The following is a 19,953-nucleotide window of genomic DNA, read 5'->3' as shown; positions in this document are numbered from 1 at the left end:
TACGGCACCGAAGTATCGCCGGAGTTCATCAGCTGTGTCACCGATGCGGTGACTGAGGAGATCACAGCCTGGCAGGGCCGTCCGCTCGAGCCAATGTATCCGGTGGTGTTCTTCGACGCGCTGCGTGTGAAGATCCGCGACGAAGGGATGGTGCGCAACAAGGCGATCTATCTGGCGCTGGGGATCCTGCCCGACGGCACGCGTGACATTCTCGGACTGTGGATCGAGAACACCGAGGGCGCGAAGTTCTGGATGAAGGTCTTCAGCGATCTGAAGACACGCGGCGTGCAGGACATCCAGATTGCCGTCACCGACGGACTGAAGGGCATGTCCGACGCGCTTGAAGCGGTCTTCCCGGCGACCACGCTGCAGACCTGTATCGTGCACCTCATCCGCAATTCGCTCGACTATGCCGGCTGGAAGGAGCGTCGGGAACTGGCCGCAGCCCTGCGTCCAATCTACACGGCGGCCAGTGCTGCTGCAGCCGAGGCGGAGTTGCTTGCCCTGGAACGGGGCCCGTGGGGAAGCAGGTTCCCGACGGTCATGGCAGCCTGGCGCCGCGCATGGGTTCGCGGGATTCCGTTCTTCGCGTTTCCGCCTGAGGTGCGCAAGGTCATCTACACCACCAATTCGCTGGAGAGCGTGAATGCACAGCTGCGCAAGATCATCAAGACGCGCGGACACTTCCCGTCCGATGAAGCGGCGACCAAACTGCTCTGGCTTGCGCTGCGCAAAATCACCAGCGACTGGCACCGTGCGGCCCACGACTGGAAGGCCGCCATGCGGCAGTTCGCGATCCTCTACGAGGATCGCTTCACACGACCCAACAGCTAGAATGAAATTGATCGCCTGCCACGCCTGAAATGTTCAGACGCCTTGCACACAAAAATTCAGACACTTCCGTCGAGGTCGTCGTTTGTATCGCGCCCCGCGCGAGCGAATCGCAGACGCGACGAGAACTCACGCTCCCAGCATAAAACGATGCCGATTCACATCGGAAGGCAGCGTCGGTTTATGCGCAAAAACCGACCCACCCCACCGATCGTTTAAACAACGCGCATGTCGCGCAATCATCCTGCGCCACGCCATCAAGTCAACCGCTAAAATTCCCGAACCCTTCTAACCGTCACAGCAACCTTCAACGGCGCAAGCCCTGAACCCAGCCATGATCACCATCTACCACAACCCGCGCTGCTCCAAATCGCGCGCCACCTGCGAACTCGTCGCGAACACCTACAATCCCTCAAATGAAGAGACGGAAATCGTCGAATATCTGAAGAAGCCGTTGACCGTCGCAGAGCTCAAGAATCTCAATGCTCAACTTGGCTGTCCCGTCCGCGAGATGATTCGCGACACCGAGGCCGAGTATAAAGATCTCAATCTTGCCGACCCGTCGCTGACGGATGCCCAGCTCTATGAAGCATTGGCGAAGCATCCGATTTTGTTGCAACGACCGATCGTCGTCAGAAACGGGCGTGCCGTCATCGGCCGCCCGCCGGAAAATGTCGCCGCGCTTTTCGGTTGATCGCGCGAGCGTCGAAGTCAACCGATGTGCGCAATGCGGACTCGAATTGCCGCGCTAGGCTTTGCCCGACAGTGCGGCTTCCTTGGTCACGATCTTCGTGGGGATCAGGTGCAGTTCGGTGAATGTGTCCGCGATGCGCTGTTGTTCCGCGAGCACGTTCGCGTCTACGGGCTTATAGATGTGTGCGTAATGGCGCAAGCCTGATTCGATCACGCTCGCGTCGAGCCCTTGAATCGGCGCGAGTTGTGCTGCGGCCTCGCTGTAATGACCGCGCACCCACTCCCCTTCCTTGCCGACTTCATCGATCACGATCGCAAGAACGTCGCCGTTCTTTTGTGCGAAGGGTCGCGCGCTCAGAAAGAACTGGTGGTGACTGACGATACCCTCGGCATCCGAAAGCAGCCGCGCGTTCGTCTGCCTTTTGGCGGCTTCGAGAAACGGGTCCCAGATAGCCCACGCATCGACCGCACCGCGCTCGAAGGCCGCGCGTGCATCGGCGGGCGGCAAATACACGGGTTGGATCTCGCTGAACTTCACGCCGTTCTTCTGCAACGCGGCGACGAGAAACCAGTGCACATCCGAGCCCTTGTTCAGGGCAATCTTCTTTCCCTTCAGATCGGCCAAGGTTTTGATTGGCGCGTCCGGATGCACGAGGATGCCTTCGGCGTGCGGCGTCGGAATTTCATATGCGGTATAGACGAAATTGGCGCCCGCGGCCTGCGCGAACACGGGCGGCGCTTCGCCCACGTAGCCGAAGTCGATCGCGCCGACGTTAAGCCCTTCCAGCAATTGCGGCCCAGCCGGAAACTCGGTCCATTTGACCGTGATGCCGAGCGGCGCGAGCCGCTTTTCGAGCGTGCCGTGCGCCTTCAGCAATACCAGGGTGCTCGCGGCTTTCTGATAACCGATACGAAGTTCTTTTGCATGTTCATCGGCACCAAATGCAGCGGCGGAAAAGACCGGCAACGCGGCGGCGGCCAGTGTTGCGCCTACGCCGGTGAGAAACGTACGGCGCGTCAGCAGCGGATCACGGGACATGAGAATACTCGTCGAAAGAGAATTTGACGGACACCAACAGACGGTCCGAGTGGCTCCGACGATAATTCGTCTGCCCGCTTGGACGAACCGATTAATTCGCATAAGCAAATCATGCGGCACTCGCGAAGCATTGCCGAACGCCGAACGCCCGGTCCATCCCTTCCCGCTACAATCGACCGGCACAGCAGCGCCGGCGGCCACCAGCTCGCCGCTGCATCGATCCTCTCGCAACGCTTGGCACGCAACCCGCTCATCGCGTCGCCACTAACAGGAGCCTCCGTCATGCTCGAATTGCGACCAACCTGCGAAGGCTGCGGCAAGTCACTTCCGCCGAACGCGGCCGACGCGATGATCTGCACCTACGAATGCACGTTCTGCGAGGTCTGCGCGCTGACCAAGCTGCGCAACGTGTGTCCGAATTGCGGCGGCAATTTCGCGCATCGGCCGATTCGCACGCGGGCGCAACTTGCCAAACATCCCGCGCGTGCCGATGCACATCCTGTCGGCATCGATGAAGCGTCGCATGCCCGCTTTTTCGAACGCTATCGCGACGTGCCGCCCGTTGAGCGCTGAACCTCGATGGGACAGCGGCAAATCACTCGTCGCCGCTCTTTGCTCCATCGGCGCTCGCGACCCCGCTCGCCACATGCGCGGCGACCCGCAGCAGGCGGATCTGTTTGCGATAGTTCCGACACCCGCTGCAGGTCGGCAGATGCAGGCGGATCGCGAGCCATTCGCCAGTCGACAGCGAGCGGTCGAGCGCGTCGGATAGCAGCCGCGTGATGTCCTTACACTTCCCCATTCGCATCCTCGCTGGATAGGCCTTTTTCGCTCAGGCACGTGCGCAGCCGCAGCCGCGCCCGATAGATCAGCACGCTGCAATGATTCGCGTTGATCTGCAGTTCGGCACAGATCGCCGCAATGTCGAGGTCGAGAAACTCCCGCATCATGAACACGCGTCCGATGTGCTCGGGCAAATGCTCGAGGCACATTTCAAACAACGTCCAGAACTGCTGCTGGCGCAATGCGGTTTCGGGTGTCGGCCATGGACGCGGCTTGGTCTCGCGCGACCAGTGGCCGTTGTCCTTGAACAGCTCGCGATCGAGTAACGCCTCTCCGTCGAGTTCGGCTTCGAGCGCTGACAAATTGACCGTGCGCTGGCGCGCGCGCAGCGTGTCGACGAGCTTGTGGCGCAGGATGCCGAATACCCAGGTCTTGTGCTCCGACTGCGCGGCGAAACGCCCGGCCTGAGTCCACGCGGCGGTCAGCGCTTCCTGCACGGCGTCCTCGGCGGCCGCGGCATCGCGCAATTGCAGACGGGCGAAGCGCACAAGGTCGCGCCGCAATTGCGCGAGATAGATGGGATCGTCGAGCGACGGACCGCCTGGCTGCGTCACGGCGTGCTCCGTCGCTGCGCTGTCGGCTGCGCGTGTTGCCCTGAAACGTTGTGAGTCATGAGCGGATGGTCGTCCTCGCACGATTTGCGGATACGTGCGCCATTGTCCCTCACGTTCCTGCCCTAACGAATCGGTATTGAACATATACGCCTTGGCGATCGATGGCCCGAGGAGCTTGGTCGCGCGGCGCGGCGGCTTATGACATCGGAAATTGATTGTTGCAAGAAACGATATTTCGAGCCAGCCCGAGAGAAGGCTTTTGAATCGGCGTATCGGTCAATCAAAACCTCGCGATCGGCCACCAATTCCGCGCTCTCAGATAACAACGATTATTTCAATCTACAAAAAAATGTCTTCTCATCTTCGCTGTTTGTGGACGCGGGCCCGCTCGCTATTCTTCACGCCATCGATCGCATCAGATCGCGCAACCATACGCAAACGAGGACCCGAACCATGAAACGCATTTTCTCCGCTCTGATCGCTTCGGCCGCCCTGTTCGCAGCCGCTTCGGGCGTCGCTCACGCCGACGCTCCCGCTTCGACCTGCAACGGCCCGGCGTCGTACTGCAACGTATTTTTCGGCAACTGAGCGGCACGTCGAAATACGCAGCAAGCAAGCAAAAGAAAAGGGCGCCGGCAACGGCGCCCTTTTTGCATTCAGCGTACAGCCCCTAGCGGCTCGGCGCCTTGCCTCCGCCATCGAGCCCGGCGCCCGTGCGCCATACCTGCTTGCCTTGCTCCGACAACTCGCCGCAACTATGCGTGGCATCGGCTTCGACGCCGTCGACGGCCATCTCGCCGCCCGCCGGTTCCTGCGCGCGCTGCCGCGCTTTCTTGCGCGCGGCGACCGCTTCGTCGTGAGATTTTCCTGCGTAGTCGAGACTCATGATCCGGTCCTCCAGAAGGTCGATGGTGCCCATTTGCCTCAGATCGCCCTGGCCCGAAGGCATGCTTGATTGACAAGGCAAAAGTTCTACTTATCCACAAGGTTATTCAGCGATTCTGTGGATAACTTTTCGAGCTGCGAGGTTATCCACCGACAGGTGCCGCAAGAACCCTTCCCGATCCGCTATCGCCTCGCCAAATCCGCCAGTGGCCAGGCGTTTCACGCGGCTTTTGCCTATCATGAACAGTCCTACTCTCTGCGCGTCGAGCGCACTAACTGAGGAAGCGAACATGGCCTATCACATTGCAGTGGTCGTCGGCAGCCTGCGGCGGGATTCGTTCAATCGCCAGCTGGCTCAGGCGGTGATTTCCCTTGCTCCAGCCGATTTCACCTTCGAATACATCGATATCGGCTCCCTGCCGCTGTACTCACAGGAGTACGACGCCGACTATCCGGAAGCCGGCAAGAAGCTCAAGGAGCGCGTGCAAGCCGCGGACGGTCTGCTGTTCGTGACGCCCGAATACAACCGCTCGATACCGGGCGTGCTGAAAAACGCGCTCGACTGGGGCTCGCGGCCGTGGGGCACGAACTCGTGGGGCAACAAGCCCGGCGCGGTGATCGGCACCTCGGTCGGCGCCACCGGTACGGCGCTCGCGCAACAGCATCTGCGCAACGTGCTCGCCTATCTCGACGTCGCGACGATGGGTCAGCCCGAGGTGTTCATCAAGCACGATCCGTCGGTGATCAACGAAAAAGGCGAGATCGTCAACGACGGCACGCGCAAGTTCCTGCAGTCGTTCATGGACCGCTACGTCACGTGGATCAAGCGGCATGGGGCGGTGGCGTAGCCGGGACTTAGCGGCGCCGACCGCGCCCTGACCCTCCGCCGAAGCAACGAGAACACGGCGCGCGCCGCGTGAGGCGGCCGCGCCCGTTTCGCTTTCCGCATCGCTTACACGTCGTGATGCCCGGTCACCCGCTCCCACCCATGACGCACCGCGAGCTTGAAGCGCTCCCACGTGCTCTCCGGCGACGTGGTTTCCCAATGGCGGCGCGCTTCGGGCTCGATCTCTTCCCACGGACGATCGCGGAAGCGCGCGTCGCGACCGATCTCCGCGCCGTAACGATAGGCGGGCACGTAGTCTTCGTAGCGCGCGTTCGCGGCTGCGTACTGATCGTCGTAGTGCGTGCGGAAGTCCTCTTCGTACTCCAGATATTCGTTCGGCATCTGGTCGCCGGGACCGGTGCCCGGCTGTCCGCCTTCGGGGACGATGTCGGGCGGCTGCGGCTGCATCACCGCGCCCGAACCCGGCACGGAGCCGGCGGCGATCGCGCTGCGCCCCGCATCGCCGGTGAGCGGATCGGCGATGGGTTCGTTGACCGGATCGCTCGTCGGCCGTTCGCTGATCGGTGGCGGCGCGAACGGCTCGGCGGCGGCGCCGATGTCCGGCGGCGGCATGGCGGTCAGCGGATCGGGTCGCGGGGTGGCGGCAGCAGGCATGGTGTCGGGTGCGGTCGTACCGGTCGCCGAAGTGGCGCCCGTTGCGCCGGCGATTCCGGTCGATTCGTTCACGCCCGCCGCACCCGCCGCGCCGCTGCTCGAACTCACACCCGCACCCGGTGTTGCCGTGGTGTCCCGCGTGCCGCGCGTCGCGCCCGCCTCGGTCGTCACGCTCGACGTACGCGGCGTACCCGGCATCACCGCGCCGATGCCCAGCTCATCGAGCACCGAGTGATCGCGGTTGGGGGCGACCGGGGTGTCCGTCTCGGGCAAGCGGTCGCCGATATCGATCGCGCCGAGCCGCACGAGCGTGTTGCGCGCCAGTTCCGCATGCGACTGGCTCGCGGCATGAACACACACGAGCACCGCCCCACGCCGCATCGCCTCGGCATAACGGGCGGTGTCCGACGGACGCGGTCCGGTCGAGAACAGGCTGGCGAGAAAGCGCTCGATATTCGCGAGCACGCCCGCATTGGCGACTTCGCTGGTGGCCGAGCCAACCGACGGTTCGGCGTTCGCCTGCAACTCGATCTTCTCGCGCGCGAAACCGGTTTGCACGAGCGTGTCGCGGGCGGTTTCAGCCTGCATGTAAGTGTCGAATAAACCAATCACGAGATGTTGCATGGTTGTCTCCCGACATGTTCTGCTGGAACGGGCGGCGCCCGAGGCGTCGTCCCTTGCCGTCTTTGGGCACGCAACGATCATGCCCCCGCACCGCCGCGCGGCGGCGCTGCGTCCCATGCCCGGCCGCGATGCGCGGCGCACTACGCATGACGCGGACTCGCGACGAAAAAAAAGCGCAGCGTGCGAGCGCCGCGCTTTTTACAAGGGCAGGTAAATGACGCAGGGACGACGCGGAGCTCAGGTATCGGCCGCATGCGTGGCGGTGTCGGCGCTCGTCGGCGCGGCGTTGTGCTGGATCGTTTCGAGCAGCTGCTCGAGCAGTCCGATATCGAATGGTTTGGACAGCACGTGCACGTTCACCTGCTGCGCACGGTCGAGCTCTTCCGCGTAGCCGGTGACGAGAATGACCGGCAGCTGCGGATCGAATCCGAGCACCGCTTCGGCCAGATCGATGCCGTTCATCTTGCCGGGCATGTGAATGTCCGACAGCACCAGATCGAACGGCAGCGGCTCGCCGGTGTCCGCGCGCTTCGCGCGGGCGTCGTCGAGCACGCGCAGCGCCGTGTCGGCGTTGAACACGCAGGTCACCTGGTGGCCCATCATCTGCAATAGCGCTTCGGTGCCGGCGGCGACTTCTTCGTTATCCTCGACGAGCAGCACGCGCAGGCCGTGCCGCACGTCGCTTGCGGGCGCGAGCGCTTCGACGGGTCCGGCAGTGTGCGGTTCGGTCGACGCGCGCGGCAGATAGAGCCGCACCGAGGTGCCCGCGCCGATCGCGCTGTCGATTGCCGCGAGCCCGCCCGAGCCCTCGCAGAACGCAAACACCTGCGGCAATCCGAGCCCTGTGCCCATACCTTTGGACTTGGTCGTGAACAGCGGCTCGAACGCGTGCGCGAGCACGTCGGGCGCCATGCCGGCACCGGTGTCCTCGAGCGACAGTTGCACGAACTCGCCGGTCAGCGGAAAGCCATCCTCGCGACGTAACACGACATTGCGCGCGCGCGCGGTGAAGCGCCCGCCGTTGGCCATCGCATCGCGCGCATTGACGGCGACGTTGATCAGCGCGAGCTCGAGCTCGGCGACATCCACACGCACCGGCCAGGTATCGACGCCGCCATCGATCACGAGCGACACCTTCGCGCCTAGCGACGCGCGCAGCAGCTCGCGGCACGACGGCAGCCAGCGTTCGAGCGACAGCGTCTCGGTGCGCAGCGGCTGCTTGCGGGCGACGCCGAGCAGTTGGCGCGTCAGCGACTGACCGCTCTTCAACGCGCGCTCCATCGCCGACAGTTCGCGCTCCAGTCCGCCGACGCCGCGGCGTCGCACGATCTGCACGTTGGCCGACAGGATCATCAGCAGGTTGTTGAAGTCGTGCGCGACGCTGCCGACCAGCGTGCCGAGCGCTTCCATCTTGCGCGACTGGCGGTACGCGGATTCGATCGAGCGGCGCATCGATGCCTCGGCCTGCCAGCGCTGCCACGCTTCCTCTTCGGCGCCGAGGCGGCGCAGCGACAGCCAGATCACGCACCACAGCGCGATCGACGGCGTGAACATCGACAGGATCAGCACGCTCAGGTGCTTGTACCAGGCGGCCCAGATCGCCGAGGTGCGATAGCCGCACAGCACGTAGACCGGATACGAGCCGACATGCCGGAATGCGACGATCAGGTTGCCGCCGGCGAAGCTCGAGTGCATCCGCACGACGCCGGAGCGCTGCCCGTGCGAGACCGCTTCGGCGAACGGGGAATCCGATGCGAGCGCGGTCGGCTCGCGCGGGCCGCGCGGGTAATGCGCGAGGACCGCGCCGTCGGTGCGCACGAGGCTCATGATGATCGGCGTGTCGTCGCTGTTGCCGAGCAGTTCGCGATAGAACGCGTCGAAATAGCTGGGCCGCAGCGCGATCGACACGATGCCCGCGAACGAACCGTTGAGTTGCTGGCGCTCGACGCCCATGTTGAACACCTGCTCGCCGCTTACGTGCCCCGTCATCACCTTCGACACGCGTTCGATCGCGTTGCCGCCGCGGATGCCGACGAAATCGTCGCGCTGGCCGATCGAAAGTTCCGGCGCCGGATACAGGCGGCTGCTCGCCAGCAGCGCGCCCTGTTCGCCGTAGATCGACACCGAAGCCACCTGCGGATAGCCGCCGCCCATCGTGCGCAACTTGTCGTGAATCGTGTGTTCGCGTGCGCGGATGCCGTCGTCGTCGAGGCCCTCGGTCAGATCGACGATGCGCGAGTTCAGCGTCTCGTTCATGTCGAACACCTTCAATGCGTGTTCTTCGGCGACCCGCACCGTGCGCAGCGCCAGCTCGGTCGCGTCGGCCTCGCGCGAGCGCAGATCGGTGAATGCCATCGCCGCGACGTAGACGAACGGCAGCACGATCGCCGCGGCCAGCAGCGCGATCAGTGTGATGCGCCGTACCTGGAAGTTCTGTTCCGGCACGGCGGGAAACGACGCGTCGTCCTGCTCGCGGGCAGGACGACCCGAAAGGCGGCCCGCTCGGGCGGACTCGACCTGGTCTGATGTCATTGTCGTTGACGCGAAAAGTCGTTCGAATGTGGCAGCCCCGTATCGGGCCATTGCCGGCACCATGCCGCCTTCAGAACAAGCATAGACGCAGCGCGGAAAAACTCGCCGCAAAGCGTGGGGAACGGGCGTCCGCCGTGCCGGCCGTTCTTTAAAAGCGGCTTTAAAACAGCGACGAATCGGGAAGCGCAAACGTACACAAAAGTATAAAGATAAAAAAATGCCCGTCCCGACGATAAAACTATTTCTTAAATTCGCCTAGCATAGAAACAGATCGTTACCGTCGGCGATTCTGGCGAGTTGCTTTTGCGCGGCTTTGCTTCGACAATCCTCGCCACGATAAAAGGCCGTTGGCGCCTCTGTGCGCCGGATCGTCAAGGTCCGCCAAAACGCGTCCTGCTGCATTCGCACCCCTCTCGCCAAGGCATTTGCAATTCGACAGGCGCCACTGTACCTGGTCGCGCATCGGGCGGCATCACGCGAAGGCGTGCCGCCCTTCGCTGTCGGGACGTACGAAAAACGCACACAACCGGGCGCGGAAAACGCGCAGACGAACGAGCCGATTCCTTTATCCGACCCGCCCAAAAACCGCCCGACCCGCCGTTGCCATGCTGCCCATTGTGATCGCCGACGATTCGCTGCTCGCCCGCAAGTTGCTCACGAAGGCACTGCCGCCCGACTGGGCCGTCGACGTGTCCTACGCGACGAACGGGCGCGAGGCGCTCACGCTGTATCGCGAGGGCAAGGCCTCGGTGATGTTCCTCGATCTGACGATGCCGGACATGACCGGCTACCAGGTCCTCGAAGCGTTGCAGCACGAGGACCTCAATACCTTCGTGATCGTCGTTTCCGCGGACGTGCAGCCGCTCGCCCAGGAGCGCGTGCGCGAACTCGGTGCGATCGCGTTCATCGCCAAGCCGGTGACGTCGGAGGCGGTCCTGCCCATCCTCAAGGAGTACGGCTTGTATGTCTGAGCCCGCCTTCACCGAAGACCAGCGCGACGCGCTTCAGGAAATCGCCAACCTTGCGATGGGCCGGGCCGCGACGCGGCTCGCGGGGCTGCTCGATTCGTTTATCGAGCTGTCGGTGCCGCGCGTGAAGATGGTCGCGGTGAGCGATGCGGCGCGCACGCTGCGCGAGATGACCCACATCGACGACACGGTCAGCGCGGTGCGTCAGGGCTTTCGCTCGGACATCAAGGGCGAGGTGCTGGTGATCTGTCGCAGCGACAGCATCGCGCAGCTGTGTTCGCTCGTCAGCGACCCGTACGCGCGCTCGAGCTACGAGGCGATCGGCGAGCGCGAACTGATGCTCGACGTCGCGAACCTGCTGTCGGGCGCTTGCGTGTCGTCGATACTCGACCAGCTCGGCCGCACACCGGTGTTTTCCGCGCCGGGCGTGCTCGGCGACACGCTGACGCTCGACGAAGTGTTCCAGCCAGGCGTGCTGCAATGGCAGGTGGCGCTGCTCGTCGAAGTGAACTTCGCGCTCGAACATCGGAGTTTTCGCGCGCATCTGGTGATGCTGATGGCCGAAGACTCAATCCGTCACATGAACGAAGCGCTCGATGCGCTGCTGTCCAGAATATGAATGTCCCAGTGGAATCGTTGAGCGACCTCGTGGTCGAGCGGGTCGATTTTGGCATCTTCGTTCTCGATCGCGAACTGAACGTGCTGATGTGGAATCGCTTCATGCAGGACCATAGCGGCCTGTCGGCGGAGCAGGTGGTCGGCCGCTCGATCTACCAGAACTTTCCGGAGCTGCCGCGCGTGTGGCTGTCGCGCAAGATCGAGAGCGTGTTTCAACTCGGCAGCTTCGCGTTCAGCTCGTGGGAGCAGCGCCCGTATCTGTTCAAGTTCGATCACGACCGACCGATCACCGGCGGGGTCGACTTCATGCAGCAGGACTGCACGTTCATGCCGCTGATGCGCGGCCGCGAAGTGGTGGCAGTGTGCGTGACGATCTCCGACGTGACGCATGTGAGCATCGTGCAGCGCGAGCGCGAGGAGGCGGTCGCGAAGCTGCAGGAGTACGCGAATCGCGACGGGCTGACCGGCATCGCGAACCGGCGCTTTTTCGAAGCGCGGCTGCGCGACGAGTTCACGCGCTGGCAGCGCTACGGCGGCGACATGTCGATGCTGCTGTTCGATCTCGATCACTTCAAGCAGATCAACGACCAGTTCGGTCACGGCGTCGGCGATACGGTGCTGCGCGTGATGGCGCAGCGTGTCGCCGGCGTGGTGCGCGCGCAGGACACGTTCGGGCGTTTCGGCGGCGAGGAGTTCGCGCTGCTGCTGCCGTGCACGCCGCTCGACGACGCGATGCTGGTGGCGGAGAAGATCCGTCGCGTGATCGAGGAAACGCCGGTCGAGCTGATCGGCACCAGCGTGCCGGTCACCGCGAGCCTCGGCGGCGCGTCGGCGCGCGAGGGCCTACCCGCGTACGACGTGCTGATCAACGAGGCCGACGCGGCGCTGTACAGAGCAAAGCGCCAGGGCCGCAACTGCGCGGTCGCGTTCCGGCTCGCCGGGGCCTGATTCGCTAGCGGGGGCGGCGCGGTTCCAATCCACCGCGGTCCCCCGCCCCCAGCCGCCTTCCTTTCCGTCCCCATTGGCCGCCAAATCTGCGGTCACCGGCAAAGATTGCTATACTTTTCGCCGTTTCCGGCCGCCCAGCCGGATGTTTCGCGCGTGTCCGCGCGCGCGGGCACACTGCCCTGCGGGTCGGCATAAAAACCTCTTTGAACGCCTTTCAGCGGGCGCCTCCAGCGGAGATCGTCTTGGCTGTTTCCAATCTTGTCGTGGACGATACTGAAATCGACGCCGCTGCCGCCACGTCCGGCAGCTCGTTTTATCTCGCTATGCGCATCTTGCCGGCGGCGCAGCGCGATGCGATGTATCAGGTCTACGCATTCTGCCGCGCCGTCGACGACATCGCCGACAGCGACCTGCCGCGCGCCGAGCGCGCGGCCGGGCTCGAGCAATGGCGCGCCGACATCGACGCCTGCTACGCCGGCCAGCCGCGCGCGTCGCTGCGCGCGTTGACGCGGCACATTCACACGTTTCATCTGCAACGCGAGGATTTTCACGCGATGATCGACGGCATGGCGATGGACGCCGCCGCCGACATCTGCGCGCCCGACGACGCCACGCTCGACCTGTATTGCGACCGAGTCGCGAGCGCGGCCGGCCGTCTATCGGTGAGGATATTCGGGATGCGTGAGGAGCCGGGCCGGCTGCTCGCGCACCATCTGGGCCGCGCGCTGCAGCTCACCAATATCCTGCGCGATATCGACGAAGACGCCGACATCAACCGCTGCTATCTGCCGCGCGAGCTGCTCGCGCGCGAAGGCATCGCGGCCACGAACCCGCGGCAGATCGCCGACGACCCGACGCTGCCGCGCGTTTGCGCGACGCTCGCCGAGCGCGCGAAGCAGCACTTCGCCGCGTCCGACGCGATCATGGATCGCGAGCCGCGCGCTCAAGTGCGTGCGCCGCGCATCATGTCGGGCGTCTATCGCGTGCTGCTCGAGCGTACGCTGGAGCGCGGCTTCGACGTTCCGCGCACGAAGGTCAGCAAGCCGAAGCTGCGCCTGCTGTGGATCGTCGCGCGTTACGCGCTTTTCTGAGCTGATGCCGAAGCTCGTCCACGTGGTCGGCGCGGGCGTGGCCGGGCTCGCCGCCGCTGTGCAGTTGCAGCGGCGCGGCGCGCGGGTCGTGCTGCACGAAGCGCAGGATTTCGCGGGCGGCCGCTGCCGTTCGTACTACGACGCGCAGCTCGGTGCGACGCTCGACAGCGGCAATCACATCGTGCTGTCGGCCAATGCCGCGACGCTGAACTACGTGCGCGCGATCGGCGCCGCCGACGAACTGGTCGGCCCCGCGCAGCCCGAGTATCCGTTCGTCGATCTGGCCACGCGTTCGCGCTGGAGCGTGCGCCTGTCGCCGGGGCGTTTGCCGTGGTGGATATTCGATGCGCATGCGCGCGTGCCGAACACGGTACCGACCGATTACCTGTCGCTCGTGCCGCTGCTGTTCGCGAAGCCGGGCCGCAGCGTCGCGCAGACGATGCGCTGTGACGGTCCGCTGTGGGACCGGCTGCTGCGGCCGCTGCTGCATGTGCTGCTGAATCTGGAGCCGCGCGACGCGTCGGCCGAGCTGACCGGCGCGCTCGTGCGCGAAACGCTGCTCGCGGGTGGGCTCGCATGCCGGCCGCTCGTTGCGCGCAACGGTCTTGGCAGTGCGTTCGTCGAACCGGCGCTACGGCTCCTGCAGCATGGCGGCGCGACGATCCGGCTCGGTTCGAGTTTGCGCGACATCACGTTCGCGGCCGACCCGGCGCGTGTGCAGGCGCTGCATTTCGCTGACGAGAGCCTCACGCTCGGCGCGAACGAGGCGGTGATTCTCGCGCTGCCGCCCGACGCCGCGGCGGCGCTGGTGCCGGGGCTACGTGCGCCGACGCGTTTCGCGGCCGCGCTGAACGTGCATTTTGCGGTCGAGCCGCCGTTCGGCCTGCCGCAGATCAGCGCGCTGCTGAACGGAACGGCCGAATGGCTGTTTGCGTTCGACGACCGCCTGTCGGTGACGCTCAATGGCGAGGAGCGGCTCTTCGACATGCCGCCCGAGGCACTCGCGGAGACCGTCTGGGGCGAGGTCGCACAGGCGGCGAATTTGCCGCTCGCGCCGCTACCGCGCTGGCAGGTGGTGATGGAACCGCGCGCGATGTTTGCCGCGCTGCCCGACCAGGAGACGCTGCGCCCGGGCACGCGCACTCGCTGGAACAATTTGCTGCTCGCGGGCGACTGGACGTCCACCGGCCTGCCCGCGATGCTCGAAGGTGCCATCCGCTCCGGCCAGAAGGCCGCGGATACGCTGCTGAATCAACCGATGGAACGCAGATGAACGACTTATCTCAAACCCAGCCGCTCGACGCGGTGCTGCCCGAAGCCGCCGATGCGGCGTCGAACCTGGCCGAAGCTGCCGTGGTTGCCAACGCGCCCGCCGTGGCGGACGCATTGGCAACCGCAACGCCGTCGCCCATGCAAAGTATTGGCGCGAGCCCGCTCGACGCGTCGATCACGCGCGCGACCGATGCGATCCTGGCCGCGCAGCAGCCCGACGGCCATTGGATCTACGAACTCGAAGCCGATGCGACGATTCCGGCGGAATACGTGCTGCTGGTTCACTATCTCGGTGAGACGCCGATCCTCGAACTCGAACAGAAGATCGCGCGCTATCTGCGCCGCATTCAGTTGCCGAACGGCGGCTGGCCGCTCTTCACCGATGGTGCGCTCGATATCAGCGCGAGCGTGAAGGCGTACTTCGCGCTGAAGATGATCGGCGACCCGGTCGACGCCGAGCACATGGTGCGCGCGCGCGACGCGATCCTCGCGCACGGCGGCGCGGAACACGCGAACGTGTTCACGCGAATCCTGCTTGCGTTGTTCGGCGTGGTGTCGTGGCGCGCGGTGCCGATGATGCCGGTCGAGATCATGCTGCTGCCGATGTGGTTCCCGTTCCATCTGTCCAAGGTGTCGTACTGGGCGCGCACGGTGATCGTGCCGCTGCTCGTGCTCAACGCGAAGCGGCCGCTCGCGCGCAACCCGCGCAAGGTGCGTATCGACGAGTTGTTCCGCGGCGCGCCGGTGAACACCGGCATGAACGAGCGTGCCCCGCATCAGCATGCGGGGTGGTTCGGCTTTTTCCGCTGTGTCGATACGGTGCTGCGTGCGGTCGACGGCCTGTTGCCGAAGGCGAGCCGCGAACGCGCGATCCGCGCGGCGGTCGCGTTCGTCGACGAACGGCTGAACGGCGAGGACGGCCTTGGCGCGATTTTCCCGGCGATGGCCAACTCGGTGATGATGTACGACGTGCTCGGCTATCCGGCCGATCATCCGAACCGCGCGATCGCTCGCAAGTCGCTCGACAAGCTGCTCGTGATCAAGGACGACGAAGCGTATTGCCAGCCGTGTTTGTCGCCGGTGTGGGATACGTCGCTCGCTGCACACGCTTTGCTCGAAACCGGCGAGGCACGCGCCGAACAGGCGGCCGAACGCGGGCTCGCCTGGCTGCGCCCGCTGCAGATTCTCGACGTGCGCGGCGACTGGATTTCGCGCCGCCCGAACGTGCGGCCGGGCGGCTGGGCGTTCCAGTACAACAACGCGCATTACCCGGACGTCGACGATACCGCGGTGGTCGTGATGGCGATGCATCGTTCGGCCGCGCTCACGAAGTCCGATGTCGATCGCGAAGCGATTGCCCGCGCGCGCGAATGGGTAGTCGGCATGCAAAGCAGCGAAGGCGGTTGGGGCGCATTCGAGCCGGAAAACACGCAGTACTACCTGAACAACATCCCGTTCTCGGACCACGCCGCGTTGCTCGATCCGCCGACCGCGGACGTGTCGGGCCGCTGTCTGTCGATGTTCGCCCAGATCGGCGAGTTGCCGCAAAACAGCGAGCCGGCGCAGCGCGCGTTCGACTACATGCTGCAGGAGCAGGAGTCGGACGGCAGCTGGTATGGCCGCTGGGGTCTGAACTACATCTACGGCACATGGACCGCGCTGTGCTCGCTGAACGCGGCGGGCATGTCGCACGACGACCCGCGCATGCGGCGCGCGGTGCAATGGCTCGTGTCGATCCAGAACGAGGACGGCGGTTGGGGCGAGGGTGGCGAGAGCTACAAGCTCGACTATCGCGGCTACGAGCGCGCGCCGAGCACCGCGTCGCAGACCGCCTGGGCGCTGCTCGGGCTGATGGCGGCGGGCGAGGTCGATCACGACGCGGTGGCGCGCGGGATCGACTATCTGCAGCGTGAGCAGCGCGAGCACGGGCTGTGGGACGAAACGCGCTTTACCGCGACGGGCTTTCCGCGCGTGTTCTATCTGCGCTACCACGGCTATCGCAAGTTCTTCCCGCTGTGGGCGCTCGCGCGCTTCCGTCATCTGAAGCGCAATGGGCTCACGCGCGTCACGGTCGGGATGTGACGGATGTCCGTGTCGATGACGCCGTCCGTCGGGACGAGCGATAGCAGTTTGCCGGTGATCGTCGTGACGGGCATGGCGTTCGAGGCGCGCATCGCACGCGGTGACGGCAGCGAGCGCGTCGAGGTCGTGTACGCGGCACGGGCCGATCTGCTCGAGCGCGCGCTCAGCGCGGCGGTCGCTCGCGGCGCCGCGGGAATCGTCAGTTTCGGCACGGCGGGTGGGCTCGCGCCGGATCTGGAGCCGGGGGCGCTGATCGTCGCGGATGCGGTGCATGGACCGTTTGGACGCATCGACACGGATCGGCAGTGGTCGGAGCGGATTGCCGCCGCGGTAACTGACGTCAGGACGGCAGAAGGGCTCGCTGGACGTGTGCGCCGTGGCGCAACGGCGGCGGTCGCCGCGCCGCTGATCACCGCCGAAGACAAACGCGCGCTGCACGAATCGACCGGCGCGCTAGCGGTGGACATGGAATCGCACATCGCCGGGGCGACCGCTGCCGCGCACGGTCTGCCGTTCGCCGTGTGTCGAGCGGTCGTCGATCCGGCCTGGCGCACGCTGCCGCCGGCCGCGACAGCGGGTTTGCGCGACGACGGCACCACCGCGCTCGGGCCGATTCTGCGCGAATTGCTGCGGCAGCCATCGCAACTCGGTGCGCTGCTGCGACTCGCCGGCGATGCGCGCGCCGCGCGGACTACCTTGGTCGACACGCGGGATGCGTTGGGGAAGGGGGGCGCGCTGCGGTTCACGGGTGTCACCGGTTGAGCGACGGGATGGCGGTTAGTCATCCCAATCGCGTCCGCGGCAGGTAGCAAGTCGCTAGCGTGTGCGTGACCTGCCTTTGGAACGGTGACTCGGGTCTTCGCCTAAGTCTCTTAGGCGGTTGCGCAGCCGCTGGTTGTCCGCGAAAAGCCCCGCAATTGCCAGTATGAACAGCAGCAGCGGAAACCATTGGCCACTGTAGTGAATCAGCGCCCATGCGAGCACCGCACAGGCGATAGCGGCGAGCAGAAGCGCCGCTTTATCGACGATCCAATTCATACCAGTTCAGCTCGATGGGCATGGCTTGTATCCGGGGCAGGCCTATCGAACCATCAAACCTGCATACAAAATATTTCGGCATGACTGACGATGATTAAATTTATTTTGCGCGTTTATACCTCACTGGCAGTTGCGTTGGCACTCGGGCCCGGTGTAGCCACCGCAGCGACTCCAGATACACCGGAAACTGCTGTGAAGGCGTTTTACACCTGGTACTTGCAGCAGGAGGGCAGCGTCTATCAATTGACGGATAGCCGCATTTACGACTATGTCGCAAAACCAACGGTCGATAATCTCCGGGACGACTATCGCCACAAAACCTTGCCGGGCGGTGCGGACTACTTCACGCGGGTGCAAGACCTCGATCCACAAATATGGCTCAAAACGATGACCTTGCATCCGGCGATCGCACTCGGCCGGACCGCGGTAATCCCAGTGACTTTCGGGTTAGGTGAAAAACAGAATCTCGTCGCGTCCGTCGGAAGGGAAAACGGACACTGGCGGATAACCAAGATCGAGGACACAACCGGCTATCAAGGATTCCATCAGTATGACCCGATGGATTAGGAGATACCTTCCTAACCTGCCCGCCCGCTGTCGAGCGGGCGCTTCTGTCTGTCGCACCAGCGCGAGTTCCTTAGACGAGCGCGCAGCCGCTAGTGCCGGAACAATGATCGACGTTCCGCTCGGACGAACCGACGACTATCAGCAGGATTAATTATGCAATCGTTGAAATACTAGGGAAAACCCCTATCTTTGGTACAATGCTAGCGTTAACCCTAGGTTCTGACGCATGACGCGCCTACCCGGGAGCCTCGGACACGGAGTACCAAATGAATTTCCACACAAGAAAATGGGTCAAGCCCGAAGACCTGAATCCCAACGGGACGTTGTTCGGTGGCAGCCTGCTGCGCTGGATCGACGAAGAAGCCGCGATCTATGCGATCTCTCAGCTGGACAACCAGCGGGTCGTGACCAAGTTCATGTCAGAAATCAACTTCGTCAGCTCGGCGCGCCAGGGCGACATCATCGAACTGGGCATGACCGCGACGCATTTCGGCCGCACGTCGATCACGCTGCGCTGCGAAGTGCGCAACAAGATCACACGCAAGAGCATTCTGACGGTCGAGAAAATGGTGTTCGTCAATCTCGACGAAAACGGCGACCCGGCGCCGCACGGCCGCACGCGTATCCGTTATGCGGACGAGCAGTTCGCTCACTATCGCGCGAACTCCAAGCCGGTGCCGCAACCGGCACCAGTCGCTGCGGTCGAGGAAGATCGGGTCGCGGCGCGCAGCGACGTCGACAGCCTGCACTGAGCGGGCTGTAGTGAAGCCCACCGGTTTTGTCGGGCGAACGTTTGACTTCCACGCGGGGCGCCCATCGAGGGCGCCCCGCTGTGCTTTGGAGCGCTATTGCGGGGACGACGCCGGCGCAGCAGGCGCCGCTGGCGTAGCGCCCGCGCCACTGTCGCCCGGATCGGCGTAGTTCGGCAGATCCCCGCCAGGAGCTCTGGTCGCGCCACCGGAAGCCCCATTGGGCGCCGGTGCGGACTCACCCGGATCGTTGTAATTCGGTAGCGCGCCCGGCGCGCCCTTGGCCGCGCCACCCGTACCCGCAGCCCCGTTCGGCGTCTCGCCCACATCGCCCGGATCGGAGTAATTCGGCACGCCGCCCGCCGGCGCGCCCGCCGCGGGGGCGGCAGCCGGGCCCGTATCGCCGTGATCGTCGTACTCCGGCAGCGGCGCCGGGTTATTGCTCGTGCCGCGCAGACGCGCGAGGCGCTGCTGCACATAGGCATCACGCACGAACGAGTATTTGTCGAGCGCAGCCTGTTCCAGAAGGCTGGTCGCGCCGAGCAGATCCGACCGCGTGCTGACGAACTGCAGCACGTACAGCGGATTGCGGGTCGCCGGCTCGACATAGTTCAGCGGATTGAACTTCACATCGACGACGAGCCCCATGCTGTCGCGCACCGTGCTTGGCCCGAACAGTGGCAGCACCAGATACGGACCTGACGGAATGCCCCAATGCCCGAGCGTCAGACCGAAATCCTGATGATGCTTGGGCAGGCCGGCCGGCGTCGCCCAATCGAGCAGGCCGCCAATACCAAACACCGAGTTGAACGCGAACCGCATGATGTCTTCGGTCGCGTCGGTGATCTTCAGTTGCAGCAACGCGTTCGCGGCGTTGGTGAGGTCGCCGAGGTTCGAGAAGAAATTGCTGACGGCGGTGCGCAGCGGCTGCGGCGTCACCTTCTGATAGCCCTTCGCGACCGGCACGGCGATATAGCGATCGACTCCGTCATTAAAAGTGAAGATCGCCCGGTTCACTGGCTCGAACGGATCGCCCGGCTTGCGGTCCGGGGCGGTCGCGCAGCCGGAAATGAGACCCGCGGCGGTGAGGGCCAGCGCGGTGTTACGCAGCTTCATGC

The 19,953-nt window shown here is 64.6% G+C and carries 22 protein-coding genes; 14 read left to right on the top strand and 8 right to left on the bottom strand.

The window, feature by feature from the left end:
- A partial coding sequence (locus tag GCT19_RS26540) for an IS256 family transposase (protein ID WP_152853597.1) occupies positions 1–834 on the top strand: 834 nt, incomplete at its 5' end.
- A gap of 331 nt (positions 835–1,165) precedes the next feature.
- Positions 1,166–1,525, top strand: a complete 360-nt coding sequence (arsC, locus tag GCT19_RS26535) for an arsenate reductase (glutaredoxin) (protein WP_018438405.1) — start codon at positions 1,166–1,168, stop codon at positions 1,523–1,525.
- Between the two features lie 54 nt (positions 1,526–1,579).
- Here the strand turns inward: arsC and GCT19_RS26530 are convergent, their stop codons facing one another.
- Positions 1,580–2,563 (bottom strand): sulfonate ABC transporter substrate-binding protein, encoded by a 984-nt coding sequence (locus GCT19_RS26530; RefSeq protein ID WP_018438404.1) that lies wholly within the window; start codon positions 2,561–2,563, stop codon positions 1,580–1,582.
- 282 nt (positions 2,564–2,845) lie between these two features.
- Between GCT19_RS26530 and GCT19_RS26525 the strand changes: the two genes are divergently transcribed.
- Entirely contained in the window at positions 2,846–3,136 is a 291-nt protein-coding gene (locus GCT19_RS26525) for a DUF1272 domain-containing protein (protein WP_013092837.1), read from the top strand.
- A gap of 22 nt (positions 3,137–3,158) precedes the next feature.
- Here the strand turns inward: GCT19_RS26525 and GCT19_RS26520 are convergent, their stop codons facing one another.
- Together GCT19_RS26520 and GCT19_RS26515 are read right to left on the bottom strand one after the other, a co-directional pair.
- Positions 3,159–3,371 (bottom strand): zf-HC2 domain-containing protein, encoded by a 213-nt coding sequence (locus tag GCT19_RS26520; RefSeq protein WP_026229253.1) that lies wholly within the window; start codon positions 3,369–3,371, stop codon positions 3,159–3,161.
- Positions 3,352–3,960 (bottom strand): RNA polymerase factor sigma-70, encoded by a 609-nt coding sequence (locus GCT19_RS26515; RefSeq protein ID WP_176135401.1) that lies wholly within the window; start codon positions 3,958–3,960, stop codon positions 3,352–3,354. The genes GCT19_RS26520 and GCT19_RS26515 overlap by 20 nt, the downstream gene beginning before the upstream one ends.
- A gap of 198 nt (positions 3,961–4,158) precedes the next feature.
- On the opposite strand from GCT19_RS26515, the gene GCT19_RS26510 reads away from it, so the two are divergent.
- Entirely contained in the window at positions 4,159–4,548 is a 390-nt protein-coding gene (locus GCT19_RS26510) for a hypothetical protein (RefSeq protein WP_152853595.1), read from the top strand.
- Between the two features lie 82 nt (positions 4,549–4,630).
- Here the strand turns inward: GCT19_RS26510 and GCT19_RS26505 are convergent, their stop codons facing one another.
- Positions 4,631–4,846: a hypothetical protein gene (locus tag GCT19_RS26505; RefSeq protein ID WP_013092833.1), complete on the bottom strand. Its 216-nt coding sequence runs from the start codon at positions 4,844–4,846 to the stop codon at positions 4,631–4,633.
- A 289-nt stretch (positions 4,847–5,135) separates the two neighbouring features.
- On the opposite strand from GCT19_RS26505, the gene GCT19_RS26500 reads away from it, so the two are divergent.
- A complete protein-coding gene (locus GCT19_RS26500) occupies positions 5,136–5,693 on the top strand; it encodes an NADPH-dependent FMN reductase (protein ID WP_018438398.1) in 558 nt (185 codons plus the stop codon).
- Between the two features lie 104 nt (positions 5,694–5,797).
- Here the strand turns inward: GCT19_RS26500 and GCT19_RS26495 are convergent, their stop codons facing one another.
- Positions 5,798–6,970 (bottom strand): hypothetical protein, encoded by a 1,173-nt coding sequence (locus tag GCT19_RS26495; protein ID WP_152853594.1) that lies wholly within the window; start codon positions 6,968–6,970, stop codon positions 5,798–5,800.
- Positions 6,971–7,207: 237 nt separating this feature from the next.
- On the bottom strand, positions 7,208–9,502 hold the full coding sequence (locus GCT19_RS26490) for a hybrid sensor histidine kinase/response regulator (RefSeq protein WP_152853593.1): 2,295 nt from the start codon (positions 9,500–9,502) through the stop codon (positions 7,208–7,210).
- A gap of 605 nt (positions 9,503–10,107) precedes the next feature.
- On the opposite strand from GCT19_RS26490, the gene GCT19_RS26485 reads away from it, so the two are divergent.
- From GCT19_RS26485 to GCT19_RS26455, 7 genes are all read left to right on the top strand, one after another.
- On the top strand, positions 10,108–10,473 hold the full coding sequence (locus GCT19_RS26485; RefSeq protein ID WP_018438395.1) for a response regulator: 366 nt from the start codon (positions 10,108–10,110) through the stop codon (positions 10,471–10,473).
- Positions 10,466–11,089 (top strand): chemotaxis protein CheC, encoded by a 624-nt coding sequence (locus GCT19_RS26480; RefSeq protein WP_018438394.1) that lies wholly within the window; start codon positions 10,466–10,468, stop codon positions 11,087–11,089. The genes GCT19_RS26485 and GCT19_RS26480 overlap by 8 nt, the downstream gene beginning before the upstream one ends.
- Positions 11,086–12,036, top strand: a complete 951-nt coding sequence (locus tag GCT19_RS26475) for a sensor domain-containing diguanylate cyclase (protein ID WP_018438393.1) — start codon at positions 11,086–11,088, stop codon at positions 12,034–12,036. Before GCT19_RS26480 ends, GCT19_RS26475 begins: the two co-directional genes overlap by 4 nt.
- A 242-nt stretch (positions 12,037–12,278) precedes the next feature.
- Positions 12,279–13,127, top strand: a complete 849-nt coding sequence (gene hpnD, locus GCT19_RS26470; protein WP_026229252.1) for a presqualene diphosphate synthase HpnD — start codon at positions 12,279–12,281, stop codon at positions 13,125–13,127.
- Positions 13,128–13,131: 4 nt separating this feature from the next.
- Positions 13,132–14,400 (top strand): hydroxysqualene dehydroxylase HpnE, encoded by a 1,269-nt coding sequence (gene hpnE, locus GCT19_RS26465; protein ID WP_152853592.1) that lies wholly within the window; start codon positions 13,132–13,134, stop codon positions 14,398–14,400.
- Entirely contained in the window at positions 14,397–16,481 is a 2,085-nt protein-coding gene (shc, locus tag GCT19_RS26460; protein ID WP_152853591.1) for a squalene--hopene cyclase, read from the top strand. Before hpnE ends, shc begins: the two co-directional genes overlap by 4 nt.
- A 3-nt stretch (positions 16,482–16,484) precedes the next feature.
- Positions 16,485–17,243 (top strand): phosphorylase, encoded by a 759-nt coding sequence (locus tag GCT19_RS26455; protein WP_152853590.1) that lies wholly within the window; start codon positions 16,485–16,487, stop codon positions 17,241–17,243.
- A gap of 54 nt (positions 17,244–17,297) precedes the next feature.
- Here GCT19_RS26455 and GCT19_RS26450 read toward each other — a convergent pair whose 3' ends face one another.
- Positions 17,298–17,519: a hypothetical protein gene (locus tag GCT19_RS26450; protein ID WP_152853589.1), complete on the bottom strand. Its 222-nt coding sequence runs from the start codon at positions 17,517–17,519 to the stop codon at positions 17,298–17,300.
- Between the two features lie 90 nt (positions 17,520–17,609).
- On the opposite strand from GCT19_RS26450, the gene GCT19_RS26445 reads away from it, so the two are divergent.
- Together GCT19_RS26445 and GCT19_RS26440 are read left to right on the top strand one after the other, a co-directional pair.
- The gene (locus tag GCT19_RS26445) at positions 17,610–18,086 is read left to right on the top strand and encodes a DUF3828 domain-containing protein (protein ID WP_152853588.1); all 477 of its coding nucleotides are present in this window, start codon (positions 17,610–17,612) and stop codon (positions 18,084–18,086) included.
- Positions 18,087–18,352: 266 nt separating this feature from the next.
- Positions 18,353–18,838, top strand: coding sequence for an acyl-CoA thioesterase (locus tag GCT19_RS26440; RefSeq protein WP_018438384.1), 486 nt, complete (start codon positions 18,353–18,355; stop codon positions 18,836–18,838).
- Positions 18,839–18,931: 93 nt separating this feature from the next.
- Here GCT19_RS26440 and GCT19_RS26435 read toward each other — a convergent pair whose 3' ends face one another.
- Positions 18,932–19,951 carry an MlaA family lipoprotein gene (locus tag GCT19_RS26435; RefSeq protein ID WP_152853587.1) on the bottom strand — a complete coding sequence of 340 codons (1,020 nt, stop codon included), beginning with the start codon at positions 19,949–19,951 and terminating at the stop codon, positions 18,932–18,934.
- Positions 19,952–19,953: the final 2 nt, after the last annotated feature.

The organism is Paraburkholderia atlantica (assembly GCF_009362785.1).
Classification (GTDB): Bacteria; Pseudomonadota; Gammaproteobacteria; order Burkholderiales; family Burkholderiaceae; genus Paraburkholderia; species Paraburkholderia atlantica.
Note: the sequence above shows the minus strand (reverse complement) of the source record. Positions and strands in the feature narration are given on the sequence as shown.

Bases quoted from the DNA above. Each gene is read 5' to 3' on its own strand.
- arsC (WP_018438405.1), top strand. From the start codon at position 1,166: ATGATCACCATCTACCACAACCCGCGCTGCTCCAAATCGCGCGCCACC.
- GCT19_RS26530 (WP_018438404.1), bottom strand. From the start codon at position 2,563: ATGTCCCGTGATCCGCTGCTGACGCGCCGTACGTTTCTCACCGGCGTA.
- GCT19_RS26525 (WP_013092837.1), top strand. From the start codon at position 2,846: ATGCTCGAATTGCGACCAACCTGCGAAGGCTGCGGCAAGTCACTTCCG.
- GCT19_RS26520 (WP_026229253.1), bottom strand. From the start codon at position 3,371: ATGCGAATGGGGAAGTGTAAGGACATCACGCGGCTGCTATCCGACGCG.
- GCT19_RS26510 (WP_152853595.1), top strand. From the start codon at position 4,159: ATGACATCGGAAATTGATTGTTGCAAGAAACGATATTTCGAGCCAGCC.
- GCT19_RS26505 (WP_013092833.1), bottom strand. From the start codon at position 4,846: ATGAGTCTCGACTACGCAGGAAAATCTCACGACGAAGCGGTCGCCGCG.
- GCT19_RS26500 (WP_018438398.1), top strand. From the start codon at position 5,136: ATGGCCTATCACATTGCAGTGGTCGTCGGCAGCCTGCGGCGGGATTCG.
- GCT19_RS26495 (WP_152853594.1), bottom strand. From the start codon at position 6,970: ATGCAACATCTCGTGATTGGTTTATTCGACACTTACATGCAGGCTGAA.
- GCT19_RS26490 (WP_152853593.1), bottom strand. From the start codon at position 9,502: ATGACATCAGACCAGGTCGAGTCCGCCCGAGCGGGCCGCCTTTCGGGT.
- GCT19_RS26485 (WP_018438395.1), top strand. From the start codon at position 10,108: ATGCTGCCCATTGTGATCGCCGACGATTCGCTGCTCGCCCGCAAGTTG.
- GCT19_RS26480 (WP_018438394.1), top strand. From the start codon at position 10,466: ATGTCTGAGCCCGCCTTCACCGAAGACCAGCGCGACGCGCTTCAGGAA.
- GCT19_RS26475 (WP_018438393.1), top strand. From the start codon at position 11,086: ATGAATGTCCCAGTGGAATCGTTGAGCGACCTCGTGGTCGAGCGGGTC.
- hpnE (WP_152853592.1), top strand. From the start codon at position 13,132: ATGCCGAAGCTCGTCCACGTGGTCGGCGCGGGCGTGGCCGGGCTCGCC.
- shc (WP_152853591.1), top strand. From the start codon at position 14,397: ATGAACGACTTATCTCAAACCCAGCCGCTCGACGCGGTGCTGCCCGAA.
- GCT19_RS26455 (WP_152853590.1), top strand. From the start codon at position 16,485: ATGTCCGTGTCGATGACGCCGTCCGTCGGGACGAGCGATAGCAGTTTG.
- GCT19_RS26450 (WP_152853589.1), bottom strand. From the start codon at position 17,519: ATGAATTGGATCGTCGATAAAGCGGCGCTTCTGCTCGCCGCTATCGCC.
- GCT19_RS26445 (WP_152853588.1), top strand. From the start codon at position 17,610: ATGATTAAATTTATTTTGCGCGTTTATACCTCACTGGCAGTTGCGTTG.
- GCT19_RS26440 (WP_018438384.1), top strand. From the start codon at position 18,353: ATGAATTTCCACACAAGAAAATGGGTCAAGCCCGAAGACCTGAATCCC.
- GCT19_RS26435 (WP_152853587.1), bottom strand. From the start codon at position 19,951: ATGAAGCTGCGTAACACCGCGCTGGCCCTCACCGCCGCGGGTCTCATT.